The sequence below is a fragment of the Pseudomonas sp. Root562 genome, from assembly GCF_001427125.1.
In the GTDB taxonomy this organism is placed as follows: Bacteria; Pseudomonadota; Gammaproteobacteria; order Pseudomonadales; family Pseudomonadaceae; genus Aquipseudomonas.
In genome coordinates this window covers 117562-129374 of sequence record NZ_LMGK01000022.1, presented here as the reverse complement: position 1 = coordinate 129374, position 11813 = coordinate 117562, and the positions used below count along the sequence as shown (strand labels likewise).

Sequence of the window (11813 nt, the reverse complement as noted above, 5' to 3'; positions counted from 1 at the left end):
GATCCATCAGGAACCGCTCGGTATCGACTGATTTTTCTGCGCATGAAACCGCTCCACCATTTGATAATCCAGCGGCGAATCGACATCGATAGCGGCCTCCGCAAAGGGCATGATCACCGCGCCGATACTCACCCCCAACTTGCTGGAAAGCTGTTGTAGCGCTTGTTCCAGGGTCAACCGGCCCATCAGGTAGCGCAAAACGCCTGTAAAGCCCAGCGCACCGGCAATGACGCGTCGAGGGTTTTTGCGGTCCTGTTCGACCCGTTGCCAGAAGCTGGCGAGCCGGCGGGCGTCCTCGGTCATGAACGCAAACAAATTGCTGCCGCAATACGGGCCGCCGCGCAGCCGGATGCCGGTGCGCCGGGTGCCTGGAAAGCGCGCCAGAACCGTGTCCAGGGGCGTCACCGCCACCACAAAATCATGCCCGCCCGAGGCCGCGTGCTGTAGAAAGTAGTCGACCATCTCCCGGCAAAGCAGTGCGTGGTCCGCGGTTGTCACCAACACCGGTCTGTCTGCGGGCTGAAGCGCCAGGGCTTGTGCGGCGCTAACACTGGGCGAGTTGGCGGGTTCCAGCCAACCGACACCGGCGCTGTCGAGCAGTTGCGTCATTGAGGCATCTTGTGCGAGTAAGTTTTGCGCAGGGCCAATCAGTACGATTCGATCAATCCACTCGCTGTCCTGCAACGCCCCGACCACCCGACAGACCATGGGTATCCCGGCCACCGGCACCAAGGCCTTGCAGCTGGTCCCGGCCATTGCGGCAACCGGATCGGCCGAGCCCCTGTCCGCTGCCAGCACCAGCGCAGTGAATTGTTTCGCCTCAGATGTGCTTTTCATAGATCCGGTAGCGCTTATAAGGGGTGGCACCGATCTGGACGAGGATTTTGCGCATCACCGCGTTTGATTCCAGGATCCAGGACATCTCCAACGCTTCAATGCCCCGTTTGACGAAGGGTGGCTTGAGCGCTTCGATCAACAGCAGGGCGAGTGTTGGTCCCAAACGGCTGAACTGGTAACGCTGCTTGACGCCCATCAGGGGCACGCGTGCGGTGCGCGTGCCCTTGCCATAAAGCCGCCACAACAGCCGCAGCCAGCCAAAGGGCAGCAATTGTCCTTTGAGAGAGGCGATCGCCTCGTTGATGTTAGGGATGGCCACGATAAAAGCGCAGGGGTCGCCATCGACTTCAGCGATGTACAACAGGTCTTTGGGGACCAACAACCTCAACTGGCTGCCAAGCTCGAAAAATTCGGATTCGGTGAAAGGTACAAACCCCCAATTACGGCTCCAGGCGTCATTGAATATTTCACGCAGGATGCGCATGTCGCGCCGGAACTGACGGGTGTCCAGAGGCCTGACCACCACGCGCTTTCGCTCGCGCGCCATCATCGCCGACAAGGCCGGCGGAAAGTGCAATTGGTCGGTGCGCATCCAGTAGGCCAGCAGGTCCGTGGCTTGCCGATAGCCGATGGCGGTGAGCCTTTGATCATAGTAGGGCTGTCCGTGTCCCATCATCGCAGAGGGGGGATGATCGAATCCTTCCACCAATAACCCGCTTTCCTGGTTAATGGTCAGATTGAACGGACCGGTGATACGCGCGGCGCCACGTTCGCGCAACCAGGCCTCAGCTGCCGCGAACAGGCTGTCGACTACGGCCGGGTCATCCACGGCTTCAAACATCCCGAAGTGCCCGGAATCATTGCCGTGCAATTGCCGGTGAAGGCTGTCGATCTGTGCCGTGATACGCCCCACGACTTCCGTTCCCGACCAGGCCAGCCACGCCTGCCACGTTAAATGGGACGACGCCGGGTTCTTTTTGGAAAGGAGTTCCTGGCGCTCGTAATGGATCGGCTCGATCCAGCAAGGATCGTTGCGATAAAGAGTGCCGGGGAAGCTAATGAATGTCTTGAGTTCCAAACGTGTAAGGACGGGTCGCGTAATGATTGGCAACTTCTTATTGATCATCGTTGGCCCAAAAGTCGGTAGCAGTTGAACTAGCTTCTCTTCGGATTTGCCGTCAGAGCGTAGCTGAACTTTTGGCGTCGGGCGCGCGTGATCTAAATATTGGCGTGAATGCGCCTCTAAGGCTTAAATACCCTGTACTTTTCGATGGCTGTCGCATTTGAGAACGAGGTGCTACAGCTACATGCGATGTTCGCCGGTCGTCGCTCATCCGGGAAAAAATTTGCGATCACCCAGATGCCGATTAGTATTGCGTTAGGCTTTGTAAATACTTGAAAAAGCCGAAAGATCTTCTGCGAGCCGGTTATCCCTGGAGCTTGGACTCCATGGAAACGGCAACGGGGCAGTAAAACGACAAGTGTTTTACTGGCGCAGGGGGTCGACCCGCTATTTGACTTATCCTTACTCGGGCTAAATGGATGGGTGTTTCCTTATGTCTGCAACCGTTGCAAAACAGGCACTCACTCAACGTCTCGCGGACTTTTCCACGCTAGTGGAAGCACTCGATTATGCCGCGTCTGGTCAGACCGGGATGAACTTCTACGACAGGCATTGCCACTTGATTGCTGCGGTTGAATACGCTGAGCTCAAAAGCAATGCTGTCGCGCTGGCTAAACATCTACTTGGGCTCAAGTTGAAGAAGGGTGATCGGGTCGCACTCATCGCCGATACGCACCAAAGCTTTATCGAGTCGTTTTTCGCTTGCCAATACGCGGGCCTGATCGCCGTTCCTCTTTTGGTGCCATCCAGTTTGGGAAGCCATCATTCCTACGTGGAAAAGCTGAAAGGACTGTTCGCCAATTGCACGCCGGCAGCCGTCCTCGGACAGGAGGAATGGCTTCCCTATGCACGGGAAGCGCTGGGGACCTCGCTTCAGGCGTTCGTCGGGACTGTCCAGCAATTGAGCGATTTACCGCCCGTGCAGACGCTTCCCCGCGTGTTGCCGGAGGACATCGCCTACCTGCAATACACATCCGGCAGCACCCGATTTCCTCGTGGCGTGATCATTACCCAGCGTGCGGTGATGGCCAACATCAGAGGCATCGTCGTGAACGGTATCGGCGTTCGCCCGGGGGACCGATGTGCGTCATGGCTGCCCTTTTATCATGACATGGGGCTGGTGGGCTTTGTCCTGGCGCCCATGGCGGCACAATTGACAGTCGACTACTTGCACACCCGGGATTTCGCCACGCGACCCGGGCAATGGCTCAAACTGATAAGCCAGAATCGGGTGAATGTTTCGGTTGCCCCGCCGTTTGGCTATGACCTCTGCACCCGGCGAGTCCGGGACCCGGAAAAAGCCGTATTGGATCTCTCCTGCTGGCGTGTCGCGGGGATTGGGGCAGAGCCCATTCGGGCATCGGTGTTACGCCGTTTCGCGGATTGTTTTCTCGACACGGGATTCAATGCGGCTGCATTCACGCCTTGCTACGGTCTGGCGGAGAGCACCCTGGCCGTCTGCTTCGCCCGCCGCGGGGCAGGGGTGCTGGTGGATCATGTCGCTCGCCAGGCATTGGAACATCAGTTCAAGGCGCAGAAATGTGCTGCCGATGATCCGGGAAGCTGTGCGTTTACCAATTGTGGTGCGCCATTGCCAGGGCATCGCGTGGAAATTCGCAACGCGGCGGGGCGGGTGGTCGCAGAGCGCGAGGTAGGCCAGATATTCGTCTGGGGGCCCAGCGTCATGTCGGGTTATTTCAATGATCCCCAAAATACCCAGGCAGCCTTGAAAGATGGCTGGCTCGACACCGGTGACCTGGGCTATCTGTCCGGGGGCGAGCTGCATATCACTGGCCGGCGCAAGGATTTGCTCATAGTCCGGGGCCGAAACATCTGGCCGCAGGATATCGAATACCTGGTGGAGTCCGAACCCGATCTGAGGCCTGGCGATGCCATCGTGTTTGTCGTGCCCGGCGATGATGAGCCTCAGGTCGTGGTCCAGGTTCAATGCCGGGTCCGTGAGCCGGAAATCCGCGAGCAATTGGTCCGGACACTGCTGGCCAAGATCATCAGTGAGTTCGGCCTTGCTGCCGACGTACACCTTGTGCCACCTCATTCATTGCCACGAACCTCTTCGGGCAAACCCTCTCGCGCCGAAGCCCTCGAACGGTTCATGGCCCAGGCCAACGCTGTTCTTCCCTGTCCGGCACTGGAGACGACGTGAGCGCTCGCGTGGTTGCGCTGACTGGCGCCACTGGCTTCATCGGCAGCGTCCTGCGCGAACGACTTGTTGCCCGAGGCGTGGAGGTACGAGCGTTGGCTCGCTCCAGGAGCGGTACGGCAGAGGATGGAACGAAGTGGATCAAGGGAACACTGGAAGATGAGCCGGCCCTTGCCGAGCTTACCCGGGGCGCAGATGCGGTTATTCACTGCGCTGGCAAGGTCAGGGGCCGGGCTGCCCGGGATTTCGACTCGGTCAACGTGCAGGGCAGCAAACACTTGATGGAGGCGACACGACTTAACGGCAGTTGCGAGCGTTTTCTGCTGATCTCGTCCCTTGCGGCGCGCCATCCGACATTGTCCTGGTACGCCGCTTCCAAATTCGAAGGTGAACGCCAGGTAAAGGCCGCTGCCGGAGCGATTCCCGTGTGTATTTTCAGGCCGACCGCCGTATACGGTCCCGGCGACCGCGAGTTGCGTCCGCTGTTCGACTGGCTCTTGCGCGGCTGGCTGGTAACCCTCGGTCGAGACGATTCACAGTTCAGCTTTCTGCATGTGGACGATTTGGTCAGTGCCGTCATGCAGTGGTTGGACGCACCTGTCGTGCAATCGCAGACCTTTGAGTTGTGTGATGGCCAGGTGCAAGGGTACGACTGGGCAAGCCTGGCCGGCATCGCTTGCGATATCCGCCATGCGCCGGTACGGCAAGCCGCAGTGCCTGCCGGGGTACTGAAAGGCCTTGCACGAGCGAACCTGGTGCTGTCCCGGTTCACCCGCCGGGCACCCATGCTGACCCCCGGCAAAGTCAATGAACTGATGCACCCGGACTGGACCTGCAGCAATGCGCGCATCAGCGCGTCATTGGGCTGGGAGCCGCAGATACTGTTAAGGCAAGCGTTGCGCAATCACATGTTCTGAGCGGGCAAAGAGCCACTGAACTCAAGGAAACCCACGATGATCACACAAGAAGCGATACTCGAACGGGTGATAATGCTCATCGGGCGGCTTGCACCTCCCGGGACGCCAATCTATCCGGATACCGATTTGGCCCAGGACCTGGGGATGGAGTCGATAAAGGTGATGGACATGCTGATGGAGCTGGAGGACGAATTCGACATCTCGATCCACCTCAACATCCTGATGGATGTGCGAACGCCTGCACAGCTGTCCCACGCGATTCTCAACTTGATGGAGCATGCCGATGGGACTGTTTGACAAGTTCGGCAAACTGGCGGCGGAACGCGCCAGCCTCTCGGATTCGCATCCTTTTGGAATTCGCATCGACGAGATGTACTCCCCGACCGAGGGCAGTATCCAGGGGAAGAGAGTCATACTGGCGGGCACCAATAATTATCTCGGGCTGACATTCGATCCCGACGGCATCAAGGCGGCGCAGCGCTCGCTGGAGCTGGAAGGGACCGGCACCACCGGTTCTCGTATGGCCAATGGCAGTTACGCCGGGCACAGCGCGTTGGAGGAGGAACTTGTCGATTTTCTCGGGCGGCGTTCCGTCATTGTGTTCTCCACAGGCTATGTCGCCAATCTGGGTGTCATCGGGACCCTGGCGAGCGCGCGCGAAGTGGTATTGCTTGACGCCGATTGCCACGCGAGCATCTACGACGCTTGCAAGCTGGGTGGTGCAGAGATCATCCGCTTTCGCCATAACGATGTCGCTGATCTGGAGCGGCGCATGGTCCGGCTCGGCGACCGCGCGCGCGAAGCGATTATCCTGGTGGAAGGCATCTACAGCATGCTGGGTGATCAGGCTCCGCTCAGAGAAATAGTCGAGGTCAAGCGTCGTCTCGGAGGTTACCTGCTGGTAGACGAGGCGCATTCCTTCGGTGTGCTGGGTGCCAAGGGGCGAGGGCTGGCCGAAGAGTTGGGGGTGGACTCGGAAGTCGACATTCTGTTGGGCACGTTCAGCAAGAGCCTGGGCGCGGTCGGTGGCTTCGCTGCTTGTCACGATGCGCAAATGGACCTGCTTCGCTACGCCAGCAGGCCCTATATCTTTACCGCTTCACCCGCGCCCTCGGCCATTGCCTCCGTGAGGTCAGCGCTCAAGGCCATCAAGGAACGTCCGGAGCTGCGGCGTCAGCTGTGGACGAATGCCCGGCGGCTTTATCAGGGGTTGGCAGAGTCAGGCTACCAATTGGGGCCACAAGCCAGTCCGGTGATTGCCGTGATGCTGAAGTCGCCACACGAGGGGCTGGCCTTCTGGCGGGCGCTGATAGAGAAGGGCGTCTATGTCAATCTGGTCCTGCCTCCAGCGACGCCCGGTGCCGTCACCCTGATACGTTGCAGCGTCAGCGCGGCCCATACACCCGAGCAAATAGACCAGATCATCGAGGCCTTCGCGTCATTGCGTAGCCCGGTGGACCTCGTCACAGTGGGCGCTTGAACAGTGTCGCGAGCTGTCGGTGAGCTAATCTTTACCTACGTCATAGTGAACGACACTCATGCGGATTATTTTTGCCTTTGGCCGCTCTTATCCGGCCCGTACCGTCCTGATGCTCCTGAGTTTGCTGCTGGCAGGGGTGGTCGAAAGCGTCAGCCTGAGCACAATGCTGCCACTGATATCGGCGGTGCTTGAAGACCAGCCGCATTCAAACCTGGCGGTTCAGGTCTTCGCCGTCATGGACACGCTCGGCCTTGAGCCCTCGATCCCCAACATGCTGGTGATTATTGTCGTGGGCATGACGCTGAGTAACCTGCTGATATTGCTGGGCAATCGGCAGGTTGGCTACACGGTGGCACATGTGGCGACCGACCTGCGCATCGACCTGATCAAAGCCTCGCTGGGCAGTCGCTGGGAATATTATCTGCGCCAGCCTGCCGGGGCACTGGCCAACGCCGTGGCAACGGAAGCCTACCGCGCTTCCACCGCTTATGAGCATGCGGCCAATATGCTGGCGCTGGGCATCCAGGCAGCGGCCTATGCAATCATCGCGCTTTTCGTATCCTGGCAGGCAGCGTTCCTCTCATTGCTGATCGGTTTTGTCCTGCTGGTGGCCGTGCGGGGGCTGGTGAAGACGTCACGGCGCGTGGGCAAAAGCCAGACCCGCTTGATGCGTGAGCTGCTGGTCTACCTGACGGATACGCTGGCTTCGGTTAAACCGCTCAAGGCCATGGCCCGGGATGACATTGCCGATTCCTTGCTGCGCGGTCACGCCGGCGAGCTCAACACCGCATTGGAGCGCGAAGTGATGAGCCGCGAAACATTGCGGGCCTTGCAGGAACCCATGCTGGCAATCCTTGCCGCCGCGGGACTCTACGCCGGGCTTGTCATCGGCGGACTGCCGCTGTCTTCGGTGATGGTGCTCATATTCGTGGTGGTGCGAATGCTGGGATTGCTGCACAAAGCGCAACAGCGCTATCACCGGATGGCCGCGCAAGAGAGCGCCTATTGGGCCATCAACGAAGCAATCGACAATGCCGTGGCCGATGCCGAGCCGGTTGGAGGGAACTGCGTTCCTGCCTTGAAGCGCCATATCGTTTTTGAAAACATCAGCTTTGGCTACGGCGGACGGCAAGTGCTCGACGGCGTGTCGATGAGTTTTCCGGTCGGTTCATTCACCACCATGATCGGTCCTTCCGGTGCAGGCAAAACCACCGTGCTCGACCTGATCTGTTCGCTGCTCGCGCCTCAATCCGGACGCATCAGGGTAGACGACTGTGACTTGCACGACCTGGACCGCAGGGCCTGGCGGCGGATGATCGGCTACGTTACACAGGAAACCTTGCTGCTGCACGACAGCATTCTGGCGAACGTCACCCTGGGGGACAGGTCGTTGAATGCCGACGATGCAGAGCGTGCGCTACGTCAGGCCGGCGCGTGGCAGTTTGTGCAGGAATGTCCAGGCGGGCTGCAATCGATCGTCGGCGAGCGAGGTGCCAAACTGTCCGGCGGCCAGAGGCAGCGTATCGTCATCGCACGTGCCTTGGCCCATCGCCCCAAGCTTCTGATTCTGGACGAAGCAACCAGCGCGCTCGATCCGGAATCGGAGACCGAAATATGCCAGGTACTGAAAAGCCTGACCCCCGGCATAACCGTCATCGCGGTGTCCCATCGGCCCGCCATGATCCGCATTGCAGACCAGATTCTTGAAGTGCGCGAGGGCAGGGTGTTGCCAGTACCCAATGCCGCCGATCGTGATGGCACAATCACGCAAGAAGCGAAAGCCTGAGGTGCCGTCATGCCACTACGATGCCGGGACTCCAGGCACATCCATATTGATTTTGCGCCAGGCGGCTTCGGAAAAACTGTAAACCGAAAAGGCGATCAAGCCCAAAGCCATCACCATCAGAATCACGCTTCCCGCTGGCAGATTCTGCAGAGCATCAAGCGCTTCCTTCATGCCCGGGGGATCCTTGACTTGATAACGTGAGCCGCCGATTACCAGCAACACCGCTATCTCGATAAACACGACGCCTCGGGCTATGAGTCCGAACCGAGATACGGGACGTATGTAGCGCATCACCTCTTCGTCGGCCTCGAAGTACTTCTCGAATGTTGCCTTCCACCCCTTGATGAGGTGAGCAATGCCTACACCCAGTGGGATCAGCGCCACCAGGTAGATCAACACGTTTGAGTGATCCCACGACAAAAGATGCGCCAGCAGATCCCGGGTATTCCCGCCGCCTGAATTGCTTGAGCTTCTGATACCACTGATGAGCAGGCCCAGCGCAAAAAACGCCAGTGCGCCATTGATCAAACCACCCGCGAACAACCCTGCACGAATGACCAGACCCTTGAACGACGTACCGTGATGATCGACGTCGCGAATGGCCTGCAACACTCGCCAGCCTGCGAATGCGAGTAAACCAGCCACCACCAGCCCGACCAGGACGTAACCAAAAGGCTGGCTTAGCAAAGCCTCCAGGCTTTTGTGGCTGTCCTTGGGTTTTGTCGAGTCTTGTGCCGCCAGCAGAGCGAAGATACCGATGATCAGGTACAGAACACCTCGAGCGGCATATCCGCCCCGAGCGAGCACGACAAGGGTGTGTTGCGCGGACATTGGCTTCATTCCCGAGGAGTTATAAAGATGCAGACCTGTCGCTCGGGAAGGGGTTCGATAAAGGGCGAATATTCGGTGAGGAGGGGCGCCCAATCGTGGGGTGGGCGCCAACCGGCTTTACCGAATCAGTGGCACGCCACTGAGCGTTTGCAATGCCTCAAAACTGATATCGGCAAAAATTTCTCTGACCTGCAAGCCTTTTGGAGTGACGTCCAGGATAGCCAGGTCGGTATAAATCCGGGTCACGCAGCCAATGCCGGTCAGCGGGTAGGTGCATTGCGGCACCAATTTGCTTTCGCCCGTCTTGGTCAGGTGATCCATCATTACGAACACTTGGCGCGCGCCGGTTGCGAGATCCATCGCGCCACCCACAGCCGGAATGGAACCTTCGGCTCCGGTGTGCCAGTTGGCCAGGTCGCCGTTGACCGAGACCTGGAAAGCGCCCAGGACGGCAATGTCGATGTGCCCGCCACGCATCATCGAGAACGAATCGGCGTGGTGAAAAAAGGCCCCGCCACGCAGCAGTGTCACATGCTGTTTGCCCGCGTTGATCAGGTCATCGTCTTCCTCACCCGGCGCAGGGCTCGGGCCCATGCCCAGCACACCGTTTTCACTGTGCAGGAACACTTCCTTGTCACCCAGGTAATTGGCCACCAGCGTAGGCACGCCAATACCCAGGTTTACGTAAGAGCCCTCGAGAATGTCGTCGGCCACACGTTGCGCCATTTCGCTACGCGATAGTTTATTCATGACAGTCATGGCGAACCTCAGTTGACGTTGGCTTTCGTGAAAGGGGAGCGGGGCACTGCGACCACGCGCTGAACGAAGATTCCCGGCGTAATGATGTGTTCGGGGTCCAGTTCTCCCAACTCCACGATCCGATTGACTTGGGCGATTGTCGTTTTCGCGGCCATCGCCATGATCGGCCCAAAGTTACGCGCGGCTTTACGGTAAGTGAGATTGCCCCAGCGATCGCCATTTTCGGCCTTGATCAGTGCGACATCGGCATGCAACGGCATTTCCAGCACGTAGTTGCGACCGTCGATCACACGGGTTTCCTTGCCTTCGGCCAGCAAAGTGCCGTAGCCGGTCGGTGAATAGAAAGCACCGATACCAGAGCCTGCCGCGCGAATACGTTCGGCCAGGTTGCCTTGTGGCACCACTTCGAGCTGAACCTTTCCTGCCAGGTAGAGCTCGTCGAAGACATAGGAATCGGATTGGCGTGGAAACGAGCAGATGACCTTGGCAACACGCCCGGCCTTGAGCAATGCAGCCAGACCGATTTCACCATTACCGGCATTGTTGCTGATGATGGTCAGCTCGCGAGCGCCCGAAGCAATGACGCCGTCGACCAACTCCGACGGCATCCCGGCAGTGCCGAATCCACCCACCATGAGGACCGAACCATCGGCAATGCCGTCTAGTGCAGCCGCGACTGATTCAAATGTTTTATTGATCAAGGAATACTCCTGTTTTTATGTTGGCTGAACAGAATGATCCGACGGCAAGCCGCGTGAATCACGGTGATTGCCAAGGTGTGTATAGCGTGCCAAGAAATGAGTTGAGGCGGGGGGCTCGGCAGGCGATGTCGTGCGATTAACGAACAGAACCATGGCGGGCAGCGCGATGAATTGCGTTGAGGTATCGAACAATGAGAACTCATGATTGCTTCGAAAAAGCATTTATTTTTATTCGCACGCATAGCCTGAGGACTCACAGGCTAAGTTCGAAGGCAATCGGGGTCTAATATCATTTGAGTGCTGTACGATACCGTTGAGGTATGGTCGGCAAAAAGGTCTCGTCGCTCAAGACGGCTAGGTTTCCCAACATTGAGGATATCAAGGTCATCGGTATTGACCTTATCAAGCGTTGAAACCTTTGGCAGGTCTGAGTGAATCTGTTCGCGCTAAAAGCGATAGAGGCGTGCGTTCCCAGTCCACCGAAAACGCACTTCACAAAGCAGAGTACAAGTGCCTATTGTCCAGGCTTTGCCGGCGGCTGCCCTTGCATGTAGTTCTGATGCTTCATCATGTTATCCATCATCATCTGTTGCATCCCCGTATACCTGTCCATCATGTATTGGCGTTGACTCTGTTGCTCAGGGGTCATGTTCGCGTAGTCATGCCACCCCATCTTGTGGCTACCACCCATCATGTGTCCTCTGCCCATCATTCCCGGCCCCCACATACCGTTCATCATGCTCATTGCATTCTGCATCGCACTCCAATGTTCCTGAAGAAGCTTCTGCCTTTGCTGGGGATCCTGGGTTTGCTGAATTTTCTCCATCTGTGCCTGCATTTTCTTGAAGGTATCTTGCGCCTGAACCATCTGTTTATCGAACTCGGCAACATTTGGAGCTTGTTGTTGCGTCTGCGTCACTTGAGCTTGCTCTGCTGCAAATGTCCCTGTGGGGGCTAACGATGCAGTAAACAAGAGCATGGCCAGTCTGCTGTATTTCATGTCTAGCCGCCTTTTTTAGTGGGGGGAGCTGAGCCAGGGTTTTGAATGAACATTGCTGTTTGCGTCAGATCACTTTGCCAACATCAAAAACCACAGCCCGACCACCTAGTAATTAGCAGCACTGTCACAACGCACCTTGATATATATCAGATGCCGTATTGATACACCGGGGTCCTCATTTGCGTGGGGAACGAAACATTGCCAACGAGACCATGCAG

Annotated in this window: 11 protein-coding genes; 5 read left to right on the top strand and 6 right to left on the bottom strand. The window is 57.9% G+C overall.

Features of this window, described 5'->3' with window-relative positions; genetic code table 11:
* Positions 1–6: 6 nt before the first annotated feature.
* Together ASD60_RS18335 and ASD60_RS18330 are read right to left on the bottom strand one after the other, a co-directional pair.
* Positions 7–837 (bottom strand): nucleotidyltransferase family protein, encoded by an 831-nt coding sequence (locus ASD60_RS18335; protein WP_056855357.1) that lies wholly within the window; start codon positions 835–837, stop codon positions 7–9.
* Positions 821–1963, bottom strand: coding sequence for a hypothetical protein (locus ASD60_RS18330; protein WP_056855356.1), 1143 nt, complete (start codon positions 1961–1963; stop codon positions 821–823). Before ASD60_RS18330 ends, ASD60_RS18335 begins: the two co-directional genes overlap by 17 nt.
* Before the next feature lie 430 nt (positions 1964–2393).
* Between ASD60_RS18330 and ASD60_RS18325 the strand changes: the two genes are divergently transcribed.
* Genes ASD60_RS18325 through ASD60_RS18305 form a run of 5 tightly spaced genes read left to right on the top strand, consistent with a single transcriptional unit; the run spans position 2394 to position 8304 of the window.
* On the top strand, positions 2394–4124 hold the full coding sequence (locus ASD60_RS18325; protein WP_082557616.1) for a fatty acyl-AMP ligase: 1731 nt from the start codon (positions 2394–2396) through the stop codon (positions 4122–4124).
* Positions 4121–5038 (top strand): NAD-dependent epimerase/dehydratase family protein, encoded by a 918-nt coding sequence (locus tag ASD60_RS18320; protein WP_056855354.1) that lies wholly within the window; start codon positions 4121–4123, stop codon positions 5036–5038. The genes ASD60_RS18325 and ASD60_RS18320 overlap by 4 nt, the downstream gene beginning before the upstream one ends.
* Positions 5039–5074: 36 nt before the next feature.
* Positions 5075–5335 (top strand): acyl carrier protein, encoded by a 261-nt coding sequence (locus ASD60_RS18315; RefSeq protein WP_056855353.1) that lies wholly within the window; start codon positions 5075–5077, stop codon positions 5333–5335.
* Positions 5322–6518: a serine palmitoyltransferase gene (gene spt / locus ASD60_RS18310; RefSeq protein WP_056855352.1), complete on the top strand. Its 1197-nt coding sequence runs from the start codon at positions 5322–5324 to the stop codon at positions 6516–6518. The genes ASD60_RS18315 and spt overlap by 14 nt, the downstream gene beginning before the upstream one ends.
* A gap of 58 nt (positions 6519–6576) precedes the next feature.
* Entirely contained in the window at positions 6577–8304 is a 1728-nt protein-coding gene (locus ASD60_RS18305; RefSeq protein ID WP_056855351.1) for an ABC transporter ATP-binding protein, read from the top strand.
* A gap of 15 nt (positions 8305–8319) precedes the next feature.
* On the opposite strand, the gene ASD60_RS18300 is transcribed toward ASD60_RS18305, so the two are convergent.
* The 4 genes from ASD60_RS18300 to ASD60_RS18285 all read right to left on the bottom strand — a co-directional run bounded on the left by ASD60_RS18300 (position 8320) and on the right by ASD60_RS18285 (position 11595).
* Complete coding sequence (locus ASD60_RS18300) at positions 8320–9135, bottom strand: DUF1206 domain-containing protein (RefSeq protein ID WP_056855350.1); 816 nt, start codon at positions 9133–9135, stop codon at positions 8320–8322.
* 117 nt (positions 9136–9252) lie between these two features.
* Positions 9253–9894 carry a 3-oxoacid CoA-transferase subunit B gene (locus ASD60_RS18295; protein WP_056855349.1) on the bottom strand — a complete coding sequence of 214 codons (642 nt, stop codon included), beginning with the start codon at positions 9892–9894 and terminating at the stop codon, positions 9253–9255.
* Positions 9895–9902: 8 nt separating this feature from the next.
* Positions 9903–10595, bottom strand: a complete 693-nt coding sequence (locus ASD60_RS18290; protein ID WP_056855348.1) for a 3-oxoacid CoA-transferase subunit A — start codon at positions 10593–10595, stop codon at positions 9903–9905.
* Between the two features lie 514 nt (positions 10596–11109).
* Positions 11110–11595 (bottom strand): hypothetical protein, encoded by a 486-nt coding sequence (locus tag ASD60_RS18285; RefSeq protein WP_056855347.1) that lies wholly within the window; start codon positions 11593–11595, stop codon positions 11110–11112.
* Positions 11596–11813 lie beyond the last annotated feature (218 nt).

Excerpts from the sequence above, each read along its gene's own strand:
- ASD60_RS18335 (WP_056855357.1), bottom strand. The coding sequence starts at position 837 with ATGAAAAGCACATCTGAGGCGAAACAATTCACTGCGCTGGTGCTGGCA.
- ASD60_RS18330 (WP_056855356.1), bottom strand. The coding sequence starts at position 1,963 with ATGATCAATAAGAAGTTGCCAATCATTACGCGACCCGTCCTTACACGT.
- ASD60_RS18325 (WP_082557616.1), top strand. The coding sequence starts at position 2,394 with ATGTCTGCAACCGTTGCAAAACAGGCACTCACTCAACGTCTCGCGGAC.
- ASD60_RS18315 (WP_056855353.1), top strand. The coding sequence starts at position 5,075 with ATGATCACACAAGAAGCGATACTCGAACGGGTGATAATGCTCATCGGG.
- spt (WP_056855352.1), top strand. The coding sequence starts at position 5,322 with ATGGGACTGTTTGACAAGTTCGGCAAACTGGCGGCGGAACGCGCCAGC.
- ASD60_RS18305 (WP_056855351.1), top strand. The coding sequence starts at position 6,577 with ATGCGGATTATTTTTGCCTTTGGCCGCTCTTATCCGGCCCGTACCGTC.
- ASD60_RS18300 (WP_056855350.1), bottom strand. The coding sequence starts at position 9,135 with ATGTCCGCGCAACACACCCTTGTCGTGCTCGCTCGGGGCGGATATGCC.
- ASD60_RS18295 (WP_056855349.1), bottom strand. The coding sequence starts at position 9,894 with ATGACTGTCATGAATAAACTATCGCGTAGCGAAATGGCGCAACGTGTG.
- ASD60_RS18285 (WP_056855347.1), bottom strand. The coding sequence starts at position 11,595 with ATGAAATACAGCAGACTGGCCATGCTCTTGTTTACTGCATCGTTAGCC.